The 21,679-nt window shown below is 66.5% G+C and carries 17 protein-coding genes and 2 pseudogenes; 7 read left to right on the top strand and 12 right to left on the bottom strand.

Translation table 11 applies throughout. The annotated features are described in order from the left end of the window. Positions 1-516 precede the first annotated feature (516 nt). The 6 genes and pseudogenes from AB8810_RS00910 to AB8810_RS00885 all read right to left on the bottom strand — a co-directional run. A pseudogene (locus AB8810_RS00910) lies at positions 517-3,916 on the bottom strand (ATP-binding protein); the annotation flags it as partial. A gap of 91 nt (positions 3,917-4,007) precedes the next feature. Beyond that, the gene (locus AB8810_RS00905; RefSeq protein WP_179570520.1) at positions 4,008-4,694 is read right to left on the bottom strand and encodes a DUF4194 domain-containing protein; all 687 of its coding nucleotides are present in this window, start codon (positions 4,692-4,694) and stop codon (positions 4,008-4,010) included. Next, the gene (locus AB8810_RS00900) at positions 4,681-6,150 is read right to left on the bottom strand and encodes a DUF3375 domain-containing protein (protein ID WP_191826424.1); all 1,470 of its coding nucleotides are present in this window, start codon (positions 6,148-6,150) and stop codon (positions 4,681-4,683) included. The genes AB8810_RS00905 and AB8810_RS00900 overlap by 14 nt, the downstream gene beginning before the upstream one ends. A 31-nt stretch (positions 6,151-6,181) precedes the next feature. Further along, positions 6,182-6,784 (bottom strand): GTP cyclohydrolase I FolE, encoded by a 603-nt coding sequence (gene folE, locus AB8810_RS00895; protein WP_369915255.1) that lies wholly within the window; start codon positions 6,782-6,784, stop codon positions 6,182-6,184. A gap of 139 nt (positions 6,785-6,923) precedes the next feature. Beyond that, positions 6,924-8,306 (bottom strand): MFS transporter, encoded by a 1,383-nt coding sequence (locus tag AB8810_RS00890; protein ID WP_206229800.1) that lies wholly within the window; start codon positions 8,304-8,306, stop codon positions 6,924-6,926. Between the two features lie 117 nt (positions 8,307-8,423). Then, a complete protein-coding gene (locus tag AB8810_RS00885) occupies positions 8,424-8,972 on the bottom strand; it encodes a YdeI/OmpD-associated family protein (protein ID WP_206259305.1) in 549 nt (182 codons plus the stop codon). A gap of 298 nt (positions 8,973-9,270) precedes the next feature. On the opposite strand from AB8810_RS00885, the gene AB8810_RS00880 reads away from it, so the two are divergent. The 4 genes from AB8810_RS00880 (at position 9,271) to AB8810_RS00865 (ending at position 13,078) form a co-directional block, all read left to right on the top strand. Continuing rightward, positions 9,271-10,161, top strand: coding sequence for a type II toxin-antitoxin system RelE/ParE family toxin (locus AB8810_RS00880; protein ID WP_369915253.1), 891 nt, complete (start codon positions 9,271-9,273; stop codon positions 10,159-10,161). Between the two features lie 623 nt (positions 10,162-10,784). Continuing rightward, complete coding sequence (locus AB8810_RS00875; RefSeq protein WP_206229801.1) at positions 10,785-11,216, top strand: hypothetical protein; 432 nt, start codon at positions 10,785-10,787, stop codon at positions 11,214-11,216. A gap of 129 nt (positions 11,217-11,345) precedes the next feature. Continuing rightward, positions 11,346-11,516: a hypothetical protein gene (locus AB8810_RS00870; protein WP_369915252.1), complete on the top strand. Its 171-nt coding sequence runs from the start codon at positions 11,346-11,348 to the stop codon at positions 11,514-11,516. A gap of 299 nt (positions 11,517-11,815) precedes the next feature. Further along, a complete protein-coding gene (locus AB8810_RS00865; RefSeq protein ID WP_369915251.1) occupies positions 11,816-13,078 on the top strand; it encodes a lipase family protein in 1,263 nt (420 codons plus the stop codon). A gap of 276 nt (positions 13,079-13,354) precedes the next feature. Here the strand turns inward: AB8810_RS00865 and AB8810_RS00860 are convergent, their stop codons facing one another. The 5 genes from AB8810_RS00860 to AB8810_RS00840 form a co-directional block, all read right to left on the bottom strand. Continuing rightward, positions 13,355-14,038, bottom strand: a complete 684-nt coding sequence (locus AB8810_RS00860; RefSeq protein WP_369915250.1) for a DUF2306 domain-containing protein — start codon at positions 14,036-14,038, stop codon at positions 13,355-13,357. Positions 14,039-14,219: 181 nt separating this feature from the next. Further along, a complete protein-coding gene (locus AB8810_RS00855) occupies positions 14,220-14,576 on the bottom strand; it encodes a SymE family type I addiction module toxin (protein ID WP_369915249.1) in 357 nt (118 codons plus the stop codon). Further along, positions 14,569-14,898, bottom strand: a complete 330-nt coding sequence (locus AB8810_RS00850) for a hypothetical protein (RefSeq protein ID WP_369915246.1) — start codon at positions 14,896-14,898, stop codon at positions 14,569-14,571. Before AB8810_RS00850 ends, AB8810_RS00855 begins: the two co-directional genes overlap by 8 nt. A gap of 308 nt (positions 14,899-15,206) precedes the next feature. Continuing rightward, complete coding sequence (locus AB8810_RS00845; protein ID WP_369915245.1) at positions 15,207-15,704, bottom strand: hypothetical protein; 498 nt, start codon at positions 15,702-15,704, stop codon at positions 15,207-15,209. Between the two features lies 1 nt (position 15,705). Next, positions 15,706-16,713 (bottom strand): hypothetical protein, encoded by a 1,008-nt coding sequence (locus tag AB8810_RS00840; protein ID WP_369915244.1) that lies wholly within the window; start codon positions 16,711-16,713, stop codon positions 15,706-15,708. A gap of 181 nt (positions 16,714-16,894) precedes the next feature. Between AB8810_RS00840 and AB8810_RS00835 the strand changes: the two are divergent. From AB8810_RS00835 to AB8810_RS00825, 3 genes and pseudogenes are all read left to right on the top strand, one after another. Further along, positions 16,895-17,402, top strand: a pseudogene (locus AB8810_RS00835) (restriction endonuclease); the annotation flags it as partial. Between the two features lie 156 nt (positions 17,403-17,558). Further along, complete coding sequence (locus AB8810_RS00830; RefSeq protein ID WP_369915243.1) at positions 17,559-19,865, top strand: 3'-5' exonuclease; 2,307 nt, start codon at positions 17,559-17,561, stop codon at positions 19,863-19,865. Positions 19,866-20,312: 447 nt separating this feature from the next. Next, positions 20,313-20,675 (top strand): HIT family protein, encoded by a 363-nt coding sequence (locus tag AB8810_RS00825; protein WP_369915242.1) that lies wholly within the window; start codon positions 20,313-20,315, stop codon positions 20,673-20,675. A gap of 74 nt (positions 20,676-20,749) precedes the next feature. On the opposite strand, the gene AB8810_RS00820 is transcribed toward AB8810_RS00825, so the two are convergent. Further along, positions 20,750-21,643, bottom strand: coding sequence for a saccharopine dehydrogenase NADP-binding domain-containing protein (locus AB8810_RS00820; RefSeq protein WP_369915241.1), 894 nt, complete (start codon positions 21,641-21,643; stop codon positions 20,750-20,752). Between the last annotated feature and the right edge of the window lie 36 nt (positions 21,644-21,679).

Below are 21,679 nucleotides of genomic sequence, written 5' to 3'. Positions count from 1 at the left end.
CGCGCCGGCCCTGTGCGGCCGGTCGCGCTCAGCGGCGGCTGCGCGCCTTCGGCGAGGCAGGGGGCTTGGTCTTGGAGGCCGGCGGCGGTGCCTTCACGGGCGGTGCCGCGCGCTCCGGTGCTGCGCGCCTGGCGGCGGAAGGCTTGGCTGCAGCAGGCTTGGTTGCCGCGGTCGCCGTGGCGGGCTTGGCCGCTGCTCTCGCCGATACCGGCCTGGTCGAGGTTGCCGCCTTGCCGCTGTTTGCCAGCGTGCCGCTGGCGGCAGGCTTGGCAGAACGAGTCGGTTCCGCGGATCTGGCACCGGGCGCGGCGACGGCAGCAGCGGTGCCGCGCTTCGCGGCCCGGCGCTTGTCGCCATGGGGAGCGTGCACCGCATCGGCGATGTCGGTCGCCGCAGGCACGGAAGCGGCGCTCCCGACATCCGCAGCGGCACGCGCAACCGCGGTGGCAGCAACGTTCGCGACCATCGGCGCAGCCGGTACCGTCTGCGCGTGCGCCGCCTGGGCCGGCGCCGCCTCGTGCAGCGCCGGCTCGTCGCCACGCGTGCGTTCCGGCAACTTGAGCCGGTGCTGCTGCTCGTCGTACTCGATCAGCAACACGCCGGAGGTGTGGCGGCCGCTGATCTCGACGAAGCAGGCGCCGCCGATGAACGGCTCCAGCGTCATCACCGACTTCAGCGGCGTGGCCACCACCATCTGGAAACCGAAGTTCTCGAAGATGTTCATCGCCAGCGCGGTGAACTCGTTGTCGGCCTTATCGAACGCCTCGTCCAGCACCACCGCCGCGTAGCGCGGCAGTTCGCCGTCCTCGCCGCCGAGCTGGTAGCGCAGCGCCGCGGCCAGGCAGGTGGTGGCCAGCTTCTGCCGCTGGCCACCGGACTTGCCGGCGCCGCTGCGGTAGATCTCCACCTGCGCGCGGCTGTGCGCATCCAGCTCCACGCCGACGAACTCCACGTGCTGGCGCACGTCCAGCACCTGCTCGCGCCAGCGCCGCAGCTCCGCGTCCTGCGCGCCGAGCCGCTGCACCAGCGTGCGCAAGGTGGCGAACTGGGCCTCGGCCAGCGCGCGGTCCTCGGTCTGCTGGTGGCCCAGCACCTCGCGCAGCTGCTGCTGGAATTCCTGCACCTCGAGCAGCCGGCGGTCGCTGACCTCGATGGTCAGCAGGGTGCCGCGGTTGAACGGCACCTGCTCGAGGCTGGCGTTGACCTCGTCCATGCGCTGCTTGATCGCCTTGTGCGCTTCGGCGGTGTGCCGTTGCAGGGCCAGCAGGTTGTTCTTGCTCTGGGTCTGCAGCAGGTCGAAGAAGCGGCCCTCGTGGCGCGGCAGGCCGTCGCTCTCCAGCCGCTGCAGGCGCGCCAGGAAATCGTCGGCGCTGGCGAGGCTGACGGTGAAGTCGCCGCTGTCCTCCGGCCATTGCTGGCAGTAGCGGCGGAAGCAGTCGAGCAACTGCTGGCCCAGCCGCGCGTCCTGGCCCTGGCTCTGCGCCAGGTGCTCGCCGAGGCCGCGCTCGACGCTGCGCAGGTGCGCTTCCAGGTTGTCCAGGCTCAGCGGCGACAACGCCGCCAGGCGCGCGTCCAACCCCTGCGCCTGCGCCGGCGTGATCGCCGCGGTCGCCACGCGCGCGGCGCAGGTCTCGCGCTGCGCCTGCAGCCGGCTGCGTTCGCGGCCCAGCTGCGCGCGTTCCAGGCGCACGTCCTCGTAGGTGCGCCGCGCCTGGTCGCGCAGCGCCCGCGCCACGGCGATCTGCTCGCCCAGCGCGCGCAGCGCGGTGTCGCCTTCGCGCAGCTGCAGCAGTTGCTCGGCGATGTCGCTCAGGCGCTGCAGCTTGGGCGCCACGTCGATCTCGTCCCAGTCGCGCTCGGCCAGGGTGTGCGCGGCCAGCTGGCGGCCCTGGTCGAGCTCGCGCTGCTTGCGCAACGCGGCGACGTCGGCGTCGCAGGCGGCGATACGCTGCGCCAGGGCCTGGCCCTCGCGTTCGTAGACCTTGAGCTTGTCGCGGTTGTCGTAGCCGAGCAACCAGCGCTTGCGGTCGCCGACGGCGTGGCGGTCGTCCTTCTCGTAGCGGTCGCCGGGATGCTTGAGCTGGCCTTCGCGGGTGATCGCGCGCTCGGCGTTGCGCAGCTGCGCGGCGCTGTCGACGCAGGCGTAGTCGAAGCGCCGGCCCAGTTCGTGGCGCAGCCAGGTCGCATAGGGATGGTCGCGCAGCTGCAGCTTGCGCAGCAGCGAGCGCGGGTCCGGTTCGCGGCTGTGCAGGGCTTCGTTGTGGCGCACCCGGTAATAGACCAGGCGGGTGCCGAGCTGGGTCTGGTTGACCCACTCGGCGACCGTGGCGTGGTGGCGCTCGTCGACCAGCAGCGACTGCGCGAAGCCGTGCAGCACGCGCTCGATCGCGCCGCGCCAGGCGGCCTGCGTCTCGTCCACCTGCATCAGCTCGCCGACGAACGGCAGCGCCGCCTCGGCCAGGCCGGTGTCGGCGCACAGCCGCGCGCGCAGCGCCTGCATCGGCGCGGGGATGCTCGACGGCGCCTTGTGCAGCGCGTCGATCTCGGTGCGGATCGCGGCGAAGCGGCGCTCGTCCTCGCGGCGCTCGGCCATGCGTTCGGCGATCGCCTCGTCCAGCGCGCTGGCCTCGCCGGCCACGCCGTCGCGCAACGCGCGCGCCTGCGCCACCTGCTCGGCGAAGCCGGCGGCGCTGCCGGCCAGGCCCATGCCGAGCTGGCGGCAGGCCTGCTCGACCTGGCTGCGCCGGCGCATGCGTTCGTCGCGTTCGCGCTCGACCCGGCTGCGTTCGCGCTCCAGCGCCTCGACCCGCTCGCCGCCCTGCGCGCGCTGCTCGGTCTCGCGTTCGGCCAGCTTCTGTTCGTGGTTGTCCAGCGCCTCGCGGCGCTGCCCTTCCTCGCCAGCCAGGCCGCGGTCCTGCGTGTCCAGTTCCTGCAGGCGCGCGTCCAGCAGCGCCAGCCGGCGCTGCTCGCGGTAGCCATCGATGCCCAGCTGCAGCTCGCGCAATTCGCCGACGCTGCGGCGCAAGGCCATCAGCTCGGCGTAGTGCTGCCGCGCCGGGACCAGCGTCTCCACCTGGCGCCGCGCGGTCACCACCGCATGGTGGGCGCCGTCGAGTTCGGCGAAGTCGTCGACCAGGCGGTCGGCGGCCTCGAAGGTGCGCGGTTCGTCGAGCATGAAGCTGCGCAGGAACGCATTGAGATCGCCCAGGTTCTTCGCCGACTGGGTCTTGTGCAACAGCCGCAGCGCCATCTCGTTGCCGATGCCGAGCAGGTGGCGGAAGCGTTCGGCATAGCCGGCGAAGCTGTCGAAATGGTGCACCTCTTCGCCGAGGCGCTGCTTGAGCCGGCGCAGGTCCAGGTCGAAGCCGTCCAGCTCGGCGGCCACGTCGAAGCCGCGCGGCGCCACCATGTAGTGCTTGCGCACGTCGGCCGCGGCGGTGCCGCTGCCGGCGATCCAGAACAGGCGCACCAGGCTCACCGCCTGGCCGTGCGCGTTGCGGTATTCCAGCGCCAGCGCCGACCAGGTCGCGCCCTTGCGCAGGTACTGGGTGGCGATCTCGCCCGAGGCGCTGTCCTGCTGGTCGGCCCAGGCGCCGCGCACGTACGACACCAGGCTGCGGTCGCGGCCGCTGCGCTCGGCCTCGCGCGCGGCGGCGTTGAAGTCGACGATGCTCGGCGGGGTCAGCAGCGCCGACATCGCATCGAGCAGGGTCGACTTGCCCGAGCCGGAGCGGCCGACGAACAGGAAGCCCTTGTCGGCGACCGGCACATCGGTCAGGCCGTTGAAGGTGCCCCAGTTGTGCACCTGCAGGCGGCGCATGCGGTATTGCTGCGCGCGCTGTTCGGCCAGCGTGTCGGCGAACAGCGACGGCGCGGGGACGGGCGCGGACGGGGACGGATCGGACAGGGACGTCATCGGGTGCTCATCGGAAAATCGAGATCGCCAGGGCGCCTGGCGGTGGGCTGGGCGGGCCGGCGGTGGGTCGCGGCTGACGCCGCTCCTGCAGTCACTGCGGCGCGTCCGCGGCCGCGCCTTCGCGCAGGCCGCGGTAGGCGGCGGCCAGCGCCTGCACGTCCTCCGCGGAGAACAGCAGTTTCAGCGCCGGCGACACCTCGTAGCGGTCCTCGCTGCCGCGCAGCTTGGACAGCAGGTGGTTGTCGCGCATCTTCGCGATCGCCGCCAGCACCCGCCGCGCAAAGCCGGCACGGTCGGTGGACACGTTCTTCTCGTATACCGACAGCACTTCCAGCAGCTGCGCCTCCTGCACCACCGCGCGTTCGCCGCGGGTGTCGGCTTCGGCCAGCTGCTGGCGCAGGAACAGCAGCAGCACCGACTCGATGAAGGTCAGCGGCGCGGTGCGCAGCAGCGCCGGGGTCTCCAGCTCGGCGGTCTCGGCCTGGCGGGCGAAGGCCACGCCGCCGTCGCGGTCCAGCACCAGTTCCAGGAACAGCTCGCACAGCACGCGGCGCACCGCGGCCTCGTGGCGCAGCAGCGCCGGCCACAGCGGTCCGTGGCGGTAGGCGTCGATGCTCGGCCCGGACAGCAGCTGGCACAGCGCGCGGCGCGCCTCCAGCGGCAGGGTGCCGGTGTCGCCGGCGAACAGTTCGCTGCGGCCGTCGGCCTGGGTCGCGGCGGCGGCCGCGGGGTCGAAGCCGTCGGCGTCGCCGCCGGGCACATCGTCAGACCAGTTCATTGCGTTTTTCCTTGGTGAACCACACCAGCGGGATGCGGGCGCGCCGCAGCTGGCCATCGTTGCCTTCCCACTGCACCGCTTCCCATTCGTCCGCGACCACCACGCCGTGGCGCGTGCCCAGCGCCAGGTAGCCGATCACGCTGCCCAGCCCCTGCTGCGCCGGGCGCTGCCGCAAGGCCTCGCCGATGGTCAGCTGCGGCTGCTGGCCGAGCAGCGCGTGCAGGTCCTCGCGCAGGCCGCGCAGGTCGATCTCCGACTGCGCGACCAGGTCGCCGACGCTGTCCAGCGAGATCGTCGCCGCCTCCGCCGCCTGCACCCGGCCATCGACCTGCTGGCTGCGCGGGTCGTGCAGCCGCCATTGCGACAGCGAACGCAGCCGCGCGCTGCTCAGCGGCAGCGTGTAGCCGGTGGCCGCGGTGGCGTGCAGCCGGTCGCGCAACTGCAGCGCCTCGCCCTGCGCCTGCTTCAGCAACTGGTTGAGCCGGCGCTGCTCCAGGTAGCCGCGGCTCTGCACGAACCCTCGCAGGCTGCGCGCGAAATGCTGCATCACCTCATGCACCTGCCCGCCGCGCTCGAGCAGGGTGCCGGTGAGTCCGCGCAGGAACGCGCGTTCCTGGCGGTCGAGCCGGCGCGCGAACCCGCGCGCCAGCAGCGTGTCCAGCGCCGCGTCCAGCTGCACGCTCTGTTCGGCGTCGTTGAGCAGGCTCCAGAACGCCTGGAAGCTGCGCCCGGCGTCGCTCTCGCCGATCACGTCGATGCCGGCGAACAGCTTCTCCAGCACGTCGCCGCGCGCCCCCTCGTCGTCGATGATGCGCTCGCGGAAATCGCGGTTGAGCTGTTCGAAATCGTCGCGAACGCGGCGGAAATCCTCGGCCAGGTCGTCGGACAGGCGGATGATGTCGCGGGTGCGCTCCAGCGCGCGCTTGCCGTCCAGCGCGGCCAGCTTGCCGGCGGCCACGCGCTCGATCTCCGCGTCCAGGCGCGCGCGTTCGGCGCGCAGCGCGGCCAGCCGCGCATCCGGATCGGTCTCGGTCTGCCCGGCCAGCTGCACCAGCTGCTCGATCACCAGCGACAAGCGGCTCTCGGTGGCGACGCTGGCGCTGCCCTGCACCCCGGCGATGAAACGGATCGCCTGCGCGGCCTGGCGCGACAGCTCGTACTCTTCCTCGGCATCGCCTTCGGGCAGGCGCCGCTCCAGCCAGCCCTGCGCCAGCCAGTGCGCCAGGTAGGCCTGCGCGGTGCGCGGCAACTCGCGCGACAGCTCGTCGTCCTTCAGCGCATCCAGCTGGCGCTGCAGGCGCTCGTGCAGCACCGACGACGGCAGCCGCCGCTGCGCATCGCCCAGCAGGGTCTGCAGCAGGCCGATCAGTTCCGGCGCATGGTCGGCGGCGAGCAGCTTCCACAACGGCTGTTCGCGCAACTGGCGATAGCCGGCGATCCGGACACGGTGCTTCATGCAGGAACCGACGACCGCCCCATCCGCACGCTCAGCGCTTGCCGCCGTCGATGAAACGCAGGAACTCGGCGCGGGTACGCGCGTCCTCGCGGAAGGTGCCGAGCATCTTCGAGGTGACCATGCTGACGCCGCGCTTGTGGATGCCACGGGTGGTCATGCACTCGTGCGCGCCTTCCACCACCACGCCCACGCCCAGCGGCTGCAGCACGTCCTGGATGCACTGCGCGATCTGCGCGGTCATCTTCTCCTGCACCTGGAAGCGCCGCGCATAGGCCTCGACCACGCGCGCCAGCTTGCTGATGCCCACCACCTTGCCGCGCGGCAGGTAGCCCACATGGACCTTGCCGATGATCGGCGCCATGTGGTGCTCGCAATGGCTTTCGTATTCGATGTCGCGCAGCACGATCAGCTCGTCGTAGCCGGCCACTTCCTCGAAGGTGCGCAGCATGTACTCGCGCGGATCGGCCTTGTAGCCGCTGAACCAGTCGCCATAGGCCTCGGCCACGCGCCGCGGCGTGTCCAGCAGGCCTTCGCGGTCCGGGTCCTCGCCGGCCCAGCGCAGCAGGGTGCGCACGGCGGCTTCGGCCTGGTCCTGGGTCACAGGGGAGTCGGGGGTCTTCTTGGAGTCGGCCATGAGCGAAAACGCCCGTGAGGGGGGCTGCATGGTACCCGAGTCGCACGCGTGCCGCCGAACCCGGAGGCCGACGCCCCGCCGGGAGCGCGGCGCTTGCCGCGACACGGGCGCGGTGGTCGCGCCCGTGCCGCTGCCGGTCTCAGCCGCGCCCGGCCGCCGCCTTCGCGGCCTTGCGCTCGCGCATCGCGCGCTCGTCGTCCAGCCAGTTCGCGCCCTTGTTGGTCAGAAAGAACATGTACACCACCAGCGACACCGCGATCACCGCCGTGGCGTACCAGACGAAGGTGGTCACATGGCCGGTCTTCAGCGAGGCCTGGTACAGCAGCGGCGCGGTGCCGCCGAAGGCCGAGTTGGCCAGCGCGTAGCCCAGGCCCACGCCCAGCGCGCGGATGTGGGTCGGGAACAGCTCCGCCTTGACCACCGCGTTGATCGAGGTGTAGCCGGTCAGGATCACGAAGCCGCCGGTCAGGATCGCGAACGCGGTCAGCCAATCGCTCTGCTTGGGCAGCTCCAGCACCAGGAACCAGGTGTAGAGCACGCCGCCGATGCCGAAGAACACCAGCAGGGTCTTGCGCCCGATGATGTCCGACAGCCAGCCGCCGACCGGCTGCATCAGCATCAGTACGGTCAGCGCGACCAGGTTGATGATGGTGCCGGCCATCACGTCGTCGCCGGCGAACGCGGTCTGGATCATCTTCGGCCCGGTGACCGAATAGGTGTAGAAGGCGATGGTGCCGCCCGCGGTGACCAGGAAGCACAGCAGCAGCGGCCGCCACTGGTGCACGAACAGCTCGTGCAGCGAACCGGCCGAGCGCGCCCCGCCCTTCTTGGCCTCGGCGATGGAGTCCGAGCCCAGCGACTCGTCCATCGTGCGGCGCAGCCAGAACACCACCAGCGCGCCGATGCCGCCCAGGCCGAACGCCAGGCGCCAGCCCCATTCGGACACCCAGCCCTTGTCGGCGAAATGCAGCATCAGCAGCAGCGTGGTCTGCGCCAGCACATGGCCGCCGACCAGGGTCACGTAGTGGAACGAGGACAGGAAGCCGCGCCGGCCCGGGATCGCCGCCTCGGACATGTAGGTGGCGCTGGTACCGTACTCGCCGCCGGTGGCGAAGCCCTGCAGCAGCCGCGCCAGCAGCAGCACGATCGGCGCGGCGATGCCGATCGTCGCCACCGTCGGCGTCACCGCGATCACGAACGAACACAGCGCCATCAGCGACACCGAGATGGTCAGCGCCAGGCGGCGGCCGAAGCGGTCGGCGAAGCGGCCGAAGTACCACGCGCCGATCGGCCGCATCAGGAAGGTCATCGCGAAGATCGCCCACACGAACATCGTGGCGTTCTTGTCTTCCTTGGAGAAGAACTGCGATTCGAAATAGGTGGCGAACACCGAGTAGACGTAGACGTCGTACCACTCGACCAGGTTGCCGGCCGAGCCCTTGAGCGTGTTGGACACCGAGCGGCGCAGGCTGCCGGGTGCGGCGCCGGAAGCGGCGGTGGTCGGGGATGCGGGTGCGCTCATGCGATGAGACCCTTCAGCAGATGGACACCGCCGGAGTATAGGTGGCGGTTTGCGAGGACGATGTCGCGGCAGCGGCGGCCCTCGCGCTGCGCTAGCGCTGCAACGTATTGCGGCGCGTCATTGCGCCGCCTTCGGCGCGCCGAGCGACTGGCTGTACATGCCCGAGCGGTCGAAGCAACAGGCGCGGCGCTTGCCCGAGGCGAGCATGTCGCAGGCGCTGGCGATGCGCTTGGCGCGCGTGTCGGCCTTCTTGCCCGAGACGATCCAGAAGATCCAGTCGCGCCGCGCCAGCGCGGTGATGGCGTCCCAGGTCGCACGCGCGGCCGGATGCGCGTCCAGCGCCGCGCCCAGGTCGGGCGGCAACACCGGCTCCGGCTCCACCGCCATCGGCGCGATCGCCAGCGCGACCGTGTCGCCCGCGGCGACCCCGGCCGCCACCCGCAGCGCTGCTTCAACCTTCAGCCAATGGCTGCCCTGCCCGTCCGGTTCCAGCGTGGCTTGGAACGGCTGCCCGGCGAACGTGCCGTCCACGCTGACCATGCTGCGCGTCGGTAGCTTGGCGCTGGCCTCGGCGGGCAGCACCAGGAACGTCCAGGCCGCGTCCGGCGGCGTCGCCGGCCGCAGCAACGTCGCCTCGAAGCGGAGGGTGGCGGTGGCCTTGGACATGGCGCGGACGATAGCACTGGGCGGCGGCGCCCTGCCTGCACGCGGGCACATCCCCGTGCCGAGCGTCCCGCGGGAGTGGCCGCCCGATCCGCGCGCAGTTCCCGCTGATGCTGTACGCCGCCGACCACAGGCAGGCGCGGCCTGGACGCATCCCCTGTCCCGCCAACAGCAACAGACCCTAAGCGTGGTGTGGCCCGACAAATGAACCGGCCCTCGCACGCGTTACGATGGCGCCCCCACCGGCCGCACCCTGCAGACCCCCCATGAAGGCCCGCACTCCCGACGCCCCCGCGGCGGCATGAGCAACGTGTCGCATCGCGCGGACCCCCGGGCCAAATCCTGGGTCGAACGCCTGGACCCGTGGATTGCCGCCATCGTCAGCGCCGTGCTGCACCTGCTGATGTTGCTGCTGTTGCTGCTGGCCGACCCGCCCACCATGAGCACGCCGCAAGGCGCGGCCAGCGGCGGCCGGACCAAGGTGGACTTCATCGGCGCCACCCGCCAGCCGGTGCATCCGGCCAAGACGCCGCCCAGCCCCACCCCCGCGCAGAAGCCGGTCGCGGCCAAGAAACGTCGCGCCACTTCGCCGGTGCAATCCACGCTGGTCGCGCAGTCCGACCATCCGGTGCCGCCGCCCGATCCGGCCGCCACGGCCAGCACCCCGGCGCCGCCCGCGCCCACCCCCGCCGAGCAACCGGCGCCGCCGCAGCCGGACCCCGCCACGCAGCAGCAGGCCCAGGCCGCCGCCAGCGAACCCGAACCGACCCAGCGCCGCGAGACCTGGACCGGGCGGCCGCCGGGCGCGATCGACCAGGACCTGGGCCCGAACGAGGCCGGGCTGGTGCGCGACGGCGGCGGCCGTGGCGGGCGCCGCGGCGACCCCAGCGACGCCGGCCCCAGCATGGAACTGGGCGGCTACCTGGTCTATTACGACCTGCGCAGCGAAACCCTGCTGCGCGCCTGGATGGACCAGGGCATGAAGGAATTCTTCATTCTTCTGCCCGGCACCCAGTACCGCATGGCCTGCCCGCTGGAGATCGCGATGAAGCGCGGCTCCGGCAAATGCCGCGCGCTGCCGCCGGACTCCCCGGAACTGAAGGCCATCGGCGACGCCCGCGAGGTCATCACCATGCTGCAGGTCTACAAGCAGGGCGAACTGGTCTGGCGCGGCCCGGGGCCGTACAAGTAAGCCCCTCTCCCCCCGGGAGAGGGGTTGGGGTGAGGGTCCGGCGCGAAAGCGACTCGCGGAGTTGGGTGCGCGAGGCTGCGCCCGTACCCTCATCCGCCCCTGCGGGGCACCTTCTCCCGATGGGAGAAGGAACAGCCAAAGCCCCTCTCCCCCTGGGAGAGGGGTTGGGGTGAGGGTCCGGCGCGAAAGCGACTCGCGGAGTCGGGTGCGCAAGGCTTCGCCCATCCCTGCATCCGGCGTTGCTGCATAGAGACGACAGCGCTTCTACCCCGATGCGCAATGCAGCAGCTCGAAACGTTCGCTCACCATCCGCAGCGATGCCGACACATGAGCGCACGCCGGGCAATGTGCGCAAGCGTGTCGCCGCGCTCCCTGCGTGCCTGCCGCCACCGTGCAGGCACGTTGTCGCCAACGCCATGCCATCGATCGGCACATGCAACGTGAATGGAAGCGTGCACGAGGTCACGCGCCATCACGCTTCATTTGCAACTGCCCATCGGCCTTGTTGATAGAGTCGCCGCGCGTCCCCGGCAACGGCCCACCTCTGCAGCGTGGCCCACCGCGACGTCTGGAGTAATTCATTCAAGAGGAGGTGTCACGTGCACTGGAAGTCCACTGTCGCAATGCTCGCCCTGTCCGCCGCCGCCCTGCCGGCCTTCGCCCAGCCCGATCGGCAAGTGGTCGAGGACATGCTGCTCCGCTCGGCCAACGTCTGCCCCGGCCACAGCACCGACCGCACCGCGCCCACCGTGAAAGCCGTCCCCGTCGGCGCGTTGCGCGTGATGCTCGATCGCGGCCTGGTCATGTGCCCCGACCGCCGCCTCGACGCCGACGCGCCGGCCGTGTTCTACGGCAGGCTCGGCGTGTTCGCCTGGAACCCCGAAGTGAAGGCCGGCTCGACGGTGATCGTCAAGCAGATCGGCGCCATGACCCGCAACGAGGAATACCCCGCCGAGACCCTGGTTTGGGATGCCAACGGCAAAGCACTCAAGCAGCAGACCGTGCCCATGTTCGAACCGAAGCCCGGTGCGGCGGTGCTGTACAAGGTGCGCTGATCCGCTGCGTCCGGCCTGCGCAGCCGCGCAGGCCGCTACACCCGGCCGGCATGCCCTGATGGGGCAGCCGGCTTTTTTTCGTCTACGCCGCGCGCGCTGCTGGACGCCTCCGCGAGCACGGCATGCGCCATGACCTACGGCGAAACCAGGCCGCCACCCGACGCCGCTGCCTCGCCGCTTCGCGCCACCCAATCGATGCGATGGCCCATTCCCGACATGCAAGGCATGCCGGATTATCTTTCAACGCGCGGCGATCACCTTTATCTCGAGATTATCGATTACCGAAAGATCCATTATTGAATGAAGCGCGGCGCCATTTTATTTTTCCGCCATTGGCGAAACAGGCAGAAATCCATCGAAATCATGCGGATTTAAGGCGAATTTCTGCACCAGTGTGCTGCTCCGCACGCCGCCGCACATACGCGTTACAAGATTTATTTTCGCTCCGCGTCTCGATATTCGCCCGATTGCCGCGCGAATCCATACTGCAGATAAACATTGCCGCGAATTGTCAGAAAAACCATCGAAGCGCCGTAGTAGCGTTTGGCCCCCACCCCACGGTCCCGTGCAACCGGGATTCAATTGCGAGGACGTTGTTCATGGCCACACTGCGGAATCGGCTGGCGCTGCGCGTACTGTCCACCATCGGCGTTGCGGGCGCGCTGCTGCCCCTGGCCGCGTCGGCCGCACCGGCGCGCGGCACGCTGCTCAAGAGCAATGTGCTGACCAGCTACACCCACCAGGCGATCGGCACCCTGCTGGCCAACGACCAGTCCACCGACCAGGCCAAGTGCGACGTGCGCGTTGCCGAGTTCACCTACGCCACCATCGGCGTCGACGGCGAGCCCGCCACCGCCTCCGCAGCGCTGCTGGTGCCGGGCGGCAGCCAATGTACCGGGCCGTTCCCGCTGCTGAGCTACAGCCAGGGGACCGAGTCGCTGCGCCGCGCCGAGCAGGCCAAGGAGATCCGCGACGCCAAGGGCGACGACACCATGGTCACCCACCTCGCCACCCAGGGCTACGTGGTGGTCAGCAGCGACTACCTGGGCATCGGCCAGTCCAACTATCCGTTCCATCCCTACCTGCACGCCGCGTCCGAGGCCAGCGCCACCATCGACGCCCTGCGCGCCGCGCGCCAGGTGCTGCAGCGGCTCAACACCCCCCTGTCGGGCAAGGTCATGCTGACCGGCTACTCGCAGGGCGGGCATGCCGCCATGGCCACCCAGCGCGAGATCGAAGCGCACCTGTCCAACGAATTCCACCTGGTCGCCAGCGCGCCGATCTCCGGCCCGTACGCGCTCAGCCAGACCTTCCGCGACGGCTGGAGCGGCCACAGCGCCGTGGGCGAGAACACCTTCGGCATCGTGCTGGCCAGCTACGCCATCGTCGGCATGCAGCACACCTACCACAACCTCTACCTCGACCCGGCGCAGGTGTTCCAGGATCCGTGGGCCAAACAGGTCGAAGCGCTGTTCCCCGGCACGCAGAGCCTGACCGACCTGGTGCTCGGCGACACCCTGCCCGGCGTCGACAAGATCCGCCAGTACTTCCAGCCCGGCTTCTACAAGGACTTCGCCAGCAACGCCAACGACCCGTTCCTGCGCGACCTGGAGCGCAACGACCTGCTCGACTGGGCGCCGCGTACCCCGACCCTGCTGTGCGGCTCGGACAACGACGCCACCGTGCCGCTGAAGAACGCCACCACCGCCGTCGCCGCGTTCAAGGCCCGCGGCAGCAATCAGGTGTCCGTGCTCGACCTGGGCAGCGGCAAGCCCAGCGACAACAGCGCCTTCGAGCACCTGCTCACAGAAGACGCCTGCACCGTCGCCGTGCGCCAGCAGCTGTTCGACAAGCGCCGCTGAGTTCGCCGCAGAGGATCGCAGGGGCAGCCCCCTCCCCCATGCCCTTGCGATCGCCAGCGAGCGAACGCTGCCGCGCCTGACCATCGGCGCGGCAGCGTCCGGGGCGATGGCCGCGCGGAATGCGGCGATCGCGCATCGCGGCTAGCGGGTGTGGCCGAACCAGCGTGTCGCGAAAGCGGACCAACAAGGCGCGGACCATCCGCACAAGCGCGACGCACCACCGCACTCCCAGCACGCGCGCCTCGATCAACCGGCATCGCCCCCGATGCGGGCAGCTCACGCAACCGGCGCTGCCTGCATGCCACCGCGCAGCGCATGCGCCACCGCACCACCAACCGCATACAACAGCAACGGCACCATCCAACTGGCCCACAGCAACAGCGCGATCGGGCCGGGCGATGGCGTCATGCCCAACCCGATCGCCGTGGGAAGCGCCAGCCGGAACAGCACAGGTGCCAGCGTCGCCAGATAGGCGCGCACCATCCAGCGCTGGTGGCGCAGCACCTGGCCGCGCAAGATCGCCAGCAACCCCATCGACGCGGTGACCAGCCACACCAGCGCCGTCACGGAAAACGCCAGCCGGATCGACAGCGGCGCCGGCGACGTGGCGATCAAGCCGACCGTCCCGACCATCGCCACCGCCATACCGGCGAAGTAGACCCGCCCCACCCAGCGGTGCAGCCGCGGCCACCGCCGCCAACGCTGCGTCGCGAACTGCAGCGCGCCGAGCAACAGGCCGACCGCGCCGCCACCCAGGTGGCACCACAGCCAACCGCGGCGGGTCAGGAACATCGCATAGGCCGGCGACTGCAGCGATGCGTACTTCGCGTACACCGAGTGCACGAACTCCCCGGCGAACACCGCCAAGGCCAGCCACAACAGCCACCAGGCCAGGCGCACGCCTGGCTTGGTGCGCGGCGCCACCACGCGGCGCTCCACTGGCACTGACTCAATGCGCATGCCTGCCCCTTTGCACTGCCGGACCCTCGGCAGCGGCACGCTAGCACGGCGGCGCCCACCCGGCAGCCGCAGCGCCAGACCATCATCGGACCGACCCCACGCACAGCGGAGCACACCGCAGCAGCCGGCCGGGTCGGTGTTCAACCGTCCATGCGCACGCCTGCGCGTGACCGCACGCGCGTCACTCCTCCCCGGCCATGCGCACCACCAACGCGCCATCGCGCACCTCGATCCGCAAGGTGCTGCCGATGGCAAAGCCCAACTGTTCCAGCCAGCGCCCACGCAGGCGCAGCGACGGCACCACCTGGTTGCTGGCCGGGTAATAGCCGTAACCCATCTTGCAGCGCTGCGGCGGGCGCCGGCGGCGGGGTGCGCGCGGCGCGCGGGCCTCCTCGGCGGCAAGTTCGGCGGCGATCTGCTCGGGCGTCAGCATCGGCGTGAGCGTCGGCTCCACGATGGTCCAGTCGCGAAATTGCGCTGTCTGGCGCGGCGCACGCTTGCGCGGTGTGGCGGCGGGACGGGAAGGCGGCTTACGCATGGCGTGGCTCCCCGTGCGACACCGGCGCCGGGCCATCGCCGCCCAGCCGCTGTGCGTGGATCTCGTCCACGATCCCGCGCACCGCGCGGGCGGCAGTGAAGATGCTCTCGCCCAGGATCGACACGCTCTTGTCGTCCAGCGGCGCCCCGCTGCACACCGCCACCATGTCGCTCTGCGCGGTGATGGTGCGCAACAGCGCGTGGAACTGGTCGAGCTGCTGCAGGGTGACGCCGAAGGTGAAGGGCTCTTCCTGCGTAGGCAGCGTGGTCGCTGGCGCGGTGTGCTCTTGGGCATTGGTCCGGCGGGATTTGGAAGTCGTCATGGCATCCGTCCTCGACGTGGGCGGACGGGGTGTCCGCAAGGCCAACGTAGCGAACTCTTTGAGATATCCAAAAAACGGATATTTACCCAAGTTTAGCGACGTAACGAGCCTTCATTGAGGCCTCTTATGCCACCTTTCTCGCAACTGGGCACGAAGATTTGAGCGTTCCCAAGACACTGCGCCACATCAACCTGTAACAGTTGCCCGCTTGCGAGCAGCATTATCATGTAGAGGTGGATCAAGGTCGCCAAGGTATGGGTTATGCCACCTCTCTAACATACTGGAAGCGAAAAGAACCAACCGAACCTTCATTCAGATTTCTGACCGCTACGCCTCGATTCCACAAGCTCGTCAAAGCGAGCTAACTGGAGGCTGAGCAATCGGCTCGGAAGCATTAAAGAGTAGATGAACGCAAAGGTCGCGAAACCAAGGTAAAGCGCCTCCAGGCAAGCGACATTCTGCCCATCAGGCTCGCGCTTTGCCACGATGGTTGTCAAAAAAACCAACGCAAGTACGATCAAGTAGGAAATAAAGAGCCATTTGTGGCGGACGAGCCGTTGGTAAACGTTGCTTCGTTTGATGGCGTCGGAACGCCATGTACGCCCTCGATACAAACCTGGCTCCCCTAGCAAAGTCATCACCGTGATGAGAAAGCCGGCTAAGATGGAGAACACGTTGACGATTACACCACGCGCTTCGTCGTTGCCATGGACGAGGGGTTGCCCATACCAGCCGACCACCCCCGAAATGACGGCGATGGCGGCAAACAGCCCGATTCGGCTCCAATCAGCTTCGAGGCGATGCACGTCATTGCTCCAGCAGGTTCCCCTGCGTTATCTGATCGAGGTAGGCTCCCATCTCACCCCATACGCTGGTGTGACTGACGGAATTATCCTTCGTTTCCACCTTCACACCTGTCTGAAGCCGAATTTCTCCGGAAGTTATGCGTTCGTTCTTCTGGGTGATAATCGTAAACTCACTTACCGGTGTCTCAGTGTCGTCATCAAGAACAGTCTCAGCGAGTTCTTCGATAAAATCCTGAGAACTCTGGATAGCGCGGGTGTTGCCATCCAGTTTGACCTCTACATTCACGATGAGATCCTCAAGTGCCTTCTGCTTTGTCAACGACTGATCCTTGCTTATTAACGCGCCAAGCTCATCACCGAGAGTACCGAAAGACTTAGCGATCCAGCTGGTGCGGCGGGCTTTTGGCAAGCTCAGATCAAAGGCACCTACAGCCAATTGAATGGACTTAACACCGTGATCCTGAATCAGTTGCAGCTTGTCCAAATTGCTCGCAGGAACGAGTTCAAAACCGCTAGATTCGTCATGAAGCTCTGCCTCCCTAAAAAGCTGTGACAAGTACAGGGACGCTTTGCTCTTACTAATACCGTGCCCGCAATAAAGAACATGGTGATCTTTGATGAGCAGAAAGCAGTCTCCCTCCTTGAATTCCTTGCCTCTTGGTGGCGGTTGCGCTCCCTCATCGTCTTCCGCAGTAGTCGCCTTTGGCAAAAGCGTTGATGCCTGCACGCCAGGAACATAGCGCGTAAGGTGTAGCAGCGTACGTCCATTGGAAGTGCTGTAGTGCTGAATTCTTACCACATCATCCCCTCCGAGTTCGATCTCGGTCGCAGCGCAGTTGCTCTTTTTCCGACGCGCTCTTTTGGCGATCGATTGAAGGTCAAAAGGTTGAGCATCGCGCCTGGCGCGAAGGTAATAGACAGTCTTGGTGGTCTGGTCGCCTGGCATCGTCTTCTCCCCTGTGTTGGTAACCCCGCGCAGATATTCAGGGACGAGAGATGTGAAAGTCAAAGCCTGCTCTTGCTGCGTCGCAGCGATTGAGACTAGTAGCAGCGGGCAAGAAGAAAATTCGTTTGAAAAGCATATCCACCCTAGATCTGCACCTACTCATGTCTCGGTTCGTAGACAGCACAAGCGCCATGCGGACAATCATCGATTCTGGCGCTATGTTTAGTTCTGGGACGGGGGTCGCATGGGACGCACACGGGGAAATATCGGTTTTGACGCGCGGGCTGCGTTGCCGTGGCCGCTTGGACTAGCGGTCGGCATCGCTAGCTTTCTTGTCGTGCGCTATGACATCACATGGTGGATCGCCCAGCGTGGATGCATGCTAGCGCAAGGTATCGCGCAACACTCTGACAGCGCGCTTGCGTGGATCGTGCTGCTCCTCTGCTGGATGGCTGCGCTGTTCTCTTTCCTAGGTGCACGCCATCGCCGTCGCTTGCTGGACACCCGAACCACCCTGGAGAATCTCGCCGGCAGCGGTCGGCGCCAATTCGAACTCCTTGTCGGCAAAGCCTTCAGCCGCCAGTGCTACAGCGTGGAAGAGACCGGCCTGGGCGGCGCCGACGGCTGCATCGACGTGATCCTGCGCAAGGACGGCCGCCGCACACTTGTGCAGCGCAAGCAATGGAAGCGGCAGCAGGTCGGCGTCAGCCGCAGTACGCGAACTGGCAGGCTTATTGGCCCACCATGATGCGTGCACGCGCTGTGGAATTGCGTTGGTGCAACGGGCCAACAGACTCAAGAAAAAGCGTTTTTCGGATATGGCCAGTCCCCGCGATACAGAAATACGCGATAAATGCACCTAACTCCGTTACTTGGAACTTCATAAACAATACAATAGGGGGCAACTCATGACCTACAAGGTCATTCTTTTCAAGCCTTGCCATAGCGCGATCCACAAGCTTATGGGGCTGGGGCATAAAAAGGTCGTGCAAGCCGTCAGGGCAGCCATGTCCGAGGCCAGCACCGACGGCGCAATCTCTCTCCCGCGGACCAAGCACGGCGAAAGCCGGCTTCCCAACGTGGAGAAGTACGACCTTCCGGACGGCTTTCGGCTCGTCGTTCAGTTGATCGACGGCGTGCAGAAGACACGCGTATTCCTATTCGTTGGCACTCATGATGATACACAGCGCTGGCTCGACGTCCACAAGAACTATCGCTGGATACAAGGGCGCAATGATCGCACACTAGACTTTGTGTTGGTATCGCCATTAGAAGAAGCTCGCCATATCCCAGTGGACATGCTTAACTTCGACGCATCGCAGGAAGACAGAGCAAAGCCCTTGCTGCATCGTCTGAGCGATGCCGATTGGAAGGAGCTATCGCTTCCTCCAGAAGCAATATCAATCGTTGAGACGATTAACTCCGATGCCCTTGAGCTTGATGCTAATGCCATCCTTGAGCGCTTGGTTGAGATCACCAGCTACGAAAAGGCTAGTCTGGTATTCGACTTGCTGTGGCATTCGCATATGAACGAGTGGCCGCAGCTCAGACATCGCTTGGCTTTGATGCACAACGCAGCAGTACTGATCCAAGGCGAAGACGCTGCCTTGGAGATGCAAGCTCGCGAGAACAGCGAGGCATTTATCACGTTCGACGACACTGGGCTTTGGGATGAGCTGTTCAAACGAGGCACTTTGGCCGAATGGATGCTCTATCTACATCCTGAGCAAAAGCAAGTTGCCGAGCGTGAGCTGCGCGGTCCATCAAGACTCCGAGGCGTGTCGGGTAGCGGCAAAACGTGTGTCCTAGTCCATCGCGCAAGGGGTTTGGTTAAAAAGTACAAACAGCCAATCTTGCTGGTCACGCTCACCGAGAGCATGCGCAAGCTGTTGGAGCGACTGATAGATGACCTTTGTGGCGTAGAGGCGTCACTAATTAGCGTTCGGACAATGAGCATGCTCGCCAAGGACGTGCTCTCCGACACCATGCGACGGGTACCCCATTCCAATAGCAGACTTCAGGCGGAATCGATTGATGCCGCGCTGAAGGCCGCGGAGTCTGCTGCCCGCCGCCACGCTGAATTCGCTCGCTCTGCCTTCCGCTCCATGACTCATGGGCAACTGATTAGTTATCTAAGGGATGAGATGTCGTACGTGCGCGGTCGTCTTGTGGCAGATGACTTGGAAAAATATCTGGACACGAAGCTGTTCCAGCGGCTCGGCCGCGGCACTCCGCTCAGTCAGACGGACAGGCGCATTGTTCTGGTTGCGATTCAGGCCTATCTCGCGAGCATGGCTACCTTTGACGCACAAGATCACGAAGCGCTTGTGTCCCTAGCTATCGGCGCAATGCAGGACAATACCTACGTCATCGGAAAATTCCGATGCGTACTTAGTGACGAGGTTCAGGACCTTTCGGAACTTGATCTCGTACTGATGGGACTTCTCAGAACTCCGTTGGGGGAGCGAATTTCCAAGGTAGCGGATGGACTCTTCCTGGCTGGTGACGGCGCACAAAGTATCTACAAGCGAGGATTTGTGCTTCGCCGTATTGGCATTGACATCGCTGGTCGCAGCTTTAATCTCAGAAAAAACTATCGCAATACGCATGAGATCTTGAAGGCTGCTTTCGGACTGGTTTCTCAATTCGAGTTTTCCGATGTGGATGACGAAACCCTTGCACGCCCATCCATGCCGGACTTCGCAGAGAGCCACGGCGCACGCCCACTGATCCTTCGCTGCGGCTCCAATGAGGAAGAGGTTGAGCACGTCGCTAGTGAGATCTACTCGTCACTTGCTATGGGCCAGTCGCCGGGTCAAGTCTGTGTTATCGCACCGACTGCCAACATACGAAACGCCATCGAAGAGGCTTTGAAGCGGCGCGGCGTTAGTACGGCAGAGCTCCGAAACGACGTTGATTACGAAAGTGACAACGTCAAGATCAGCACCATTGAATCCGCGAAGGGGCATGAATTCAGCGCGGTATACATCATGGGCTTGATCGAGGGAGTCCTGCCATCGTTCGGCATAGATAGCGACACGCTTCCGCGCGAAGCCTCCCGACTGTACGTGGCTATGACCCGAGCTCGTGAGAAGCTCGTCATGTCCTACAGCCCCAAGCCGGGACAACCTGCATCGAGGTTCTTGACAGCAATTCAGGAAGACTGCAATGAGGCCATGCTAAGGAACGGTGAGTTCCGGACAATCGCTGCTTAGCCCTCGAAGAGTACGATCTGCGCTGGTTTGCGCTGCTCCGAAAGCAGCAGCGCAAACCTCTGATAGCTGCCCACGCCTGGGTGCAGGGCTGAAATGCCAAAGACGTAGTCAGATTCACTTCCAACTGCCCGATGCTTACAAGCGCGATGGCATAGGAAGGCATTGCTCAATGCCATTGCCTCAGGTATCTGAAACCGGGGTCCGGAAACCGTGGGCAGAGTGCACGTCTCCCTGGTCACCATCACCTGGAGGCATGGACGTCGGCTCTAGCTCACCGCTCTCGTTGTCCGATTGACGGCTAGCCAAAGCCCGCCACAGAATCCGCTCCCGCCCCACAGTGGGCTCTCTTCGCCGTTGCGCCTCATGCAGCACGCTCCCCCGGGGTACGACTGTCCGTTCTGCGGTATCGCCGCCACGCTGCCCTCGCCTGCGCCGGAATCGGCCGTTGTGCTGGTGGATGCCAACGTGTACGCCTTGGTGCCGACGCACCACTACGCCGGCATCCAAGGCAACTGCCTGGTGATCCCGCGTGGCCACTACGAGAACGTGTTGGACATGCCCGACGACCTGGGCCGCGAGGTCTTCCGCGCCACGCGGCGCCTGGCGCACGCGATGCTGGCGGCCTTCGGCTGCGAAGGCATCTCCACGCGCCAACACAACGGGCCAGCCGGCAATCAGGATGTGTGGCACTACCATCTGCACGTGTTTCCGCGCTACGCGAACGACGGGCTGTATGGGGGGCAGAAAGTGCGCTACGCCACCGAGGAGCGCATTGCGCTGGCCGCCCGTCTCCGGGCTGCGTTGCCGTAGCGTGCCCCACCCATGGGAACAACGGGGCCAGAAGAAATATCTGTTTAAACAGCATCTTTCCCCCTGGCCCGCACCTATCCCAACAAGGTGATGCGGGTGTCTGCGATGGTTTCGGCGAAGCCGCTGCCGAACACGCCAACCGGCGTGTGGAAGCCGGGACGCGCCTCGCCTGCCAGCACGCGGCGTGCGGCCTCGACGGCGGCCAGCGGGGTGAAGGTGTAGCCGTTCACGGTGTCCAGGACGGCGCGGGTGACGACGCCATGGGCATCCACCACGTCCACCGCCGCTTGGTAGCGGTGACGCGCGCGCTCCTGCTCGGTAGGACCATCGGGCAGGTCGCCGATGCCGGCTTCCGGGAACGCGCTGCCCGAGACGTGCACGTAGGTTTCGATGTCGCCCACGCCCGTCTGGCGGGCGATGGTGATCAGGTCGGGAAGGGTTACCGGGAAGCAGTTGACGCTGCCGTTGCCAAAATCGAAATCGCGCAACGTGGCCGGGTCGCGCGGCGTGAGCACGTCGCCCTTGCGCATCAGGCACTGCGCGGTGAGGTGCTGGTTCGCGCTGATGGCCGAGCCCCGCGACATTGCGCCAGAAACATGCAACGCAATGCGGAGTGCAACCGGAGCTGCCACGTTCTCCACTGCACGCGCAGCCAGGCTTCCCAGCATCGCCACGCTGCCGCCGCTGCCCGGCATCAGCATCACGCCGGCATCCACGGCTTGCTGCTCGTGCTGGGCCGCCAGTCGATAGCTGTCCAGTTCGGCGGCGATATCCAGGTAGTGCGTGCCGGTGCGCAGGCAGGCGGCCATCAGTGGGCCGGCGGTGTGCGCGAACGGGCCGGCGCAGTTCAGCAGCACCGCGATGTCCTGCAGTCCGCGCTCCACGTCGGCCGGCGCCTGCAGGGACGCTTCATCGCGCCCGGCCACCACCAGCGTCAGCCCGGCTTCCTTCGCGCGTGCGGCGGCCATGCGCCCGGTGTAGCCGGGTGCGCCGTAGATCATCAC

The organism is Xanthomonas sp. NCPPB 3005 (assembly GCF_041228095.2).
Lineage (GTDB): Bacteria > Pseudomonadota > Gammaproteobacteria > Xanthomonadales > Xanthomonadaceae > Xanthomonas_A > Xanthomonas_A bonasiae.
The sequence above is the reverse complement of the archived record's forward strand: the minus strand, read 5'-3'. Positions and strand labels throughout refer to the sequence as shown.

Excerpts from the sequence above, each read along its gene's own strand:
- AB8810_RS00905 (WP_179570520.1), bottom strand. The coding sequence starts at position 4,694 with ATGAACTGGTCTGACGATGTGCCCGGCGGCGACGCCGACGGCTTCGAC.
- AB8810_RS00900 (WP_191826424.1), bottom strand. The coding sequence starts at position 6,150 with ATGAAGCACCGTGTCCGGATCGCCGGCTATCGCCAGTTGCGCGAACAG.
- folE (WP_369915255.1), bottom strand. The coding sequence starts at position 6,784 with ATGGCCGACTCCAAGAAGACCCCCGACTCCCCTGTGACCCAGGACCAG.
- AB8810_RS00890 (WP_206229800.1), bottom strand. The coding sequence starts at position 8,306 with ATGAGCGCACCCGCATCCCCGACCACCGCCGCTTCCGGCGCCGCACCC.
- AB8810_RS00885 (WP_206259305.1), bottom strand. The coding sequence starts at position 8,972 with ATGTCCAAGGCCACCGCCACCCTCCGCTTCGAGGCGACGTTGCTGCGG.
- AB8810_RS00880 (WP_369915253.1), top strand. The coding sequence starts at position 9,271 with ATGAGCAACGTGTCGCATCGCGCGGACCCCCGGGCCAAATCCTGGGTC.
- AB8810_RS00875 (WP_206229801.1), top strand. The coding sequence starts at position 10,785 with ATGCTCGCCCTGTCCGCCGCCGCCCTGCCGGCCTTCGCCCAGCCCGAT.
- AB8810_RS00870 (WP_369915252.1), top strand. The coding sequence starts at position 11,346 with ATGACCTACGGCGAAACCAGGCCGCCACCCGACGCCGCTGCCTCGCCG.
- AB8810_RS00865 (WP_369915251.1), top strand. The coding sequence starts at position 11,816 with ATGGCCACACTGCGGAATCGGCTGGCGCTGCGCGTACTGTCCACCATC.
- AB8810_RS00860 (WP_369915250.1), bottom strand. The coding sequence starts at position 14,038 with ATGCGCATTGAGTCAGTGCCAGTGGAGCGCCGCGTGGTGGCGCCGCGC.
- AB8810_RS00855 (WP_369915249.1), bottom strand. The coding sequence starts at position 14,576 with ATGCGTAAGCCGCCTTCCCGTCCCGCCGCCACACCGCGCAAGCGTGCG.
- AB8810_RS00850 (WP_369915246.1), bottom strand. The coding sequence starts at position 14,898 with ATGACGACTTCCAAATCCCGCCGGACCAATGCCCAAGAGCACACCGCG.
- AB8810_RS00830 (WP_369915243.1), top strand. The coding sequence starts at position 17,559 with ATGACCTACAAGGTCATTCTTTTCAAGCCTTGCCATAGCGCGATCCAC.
- AB8810_RS00820 (WP_369915241.1), bottom strand. The coding sequence starts at position 21,643 with ATGGCCGCCGCACGCGCGAAGGAAGCCGGGCTGACGCTGGTGGTGGCC.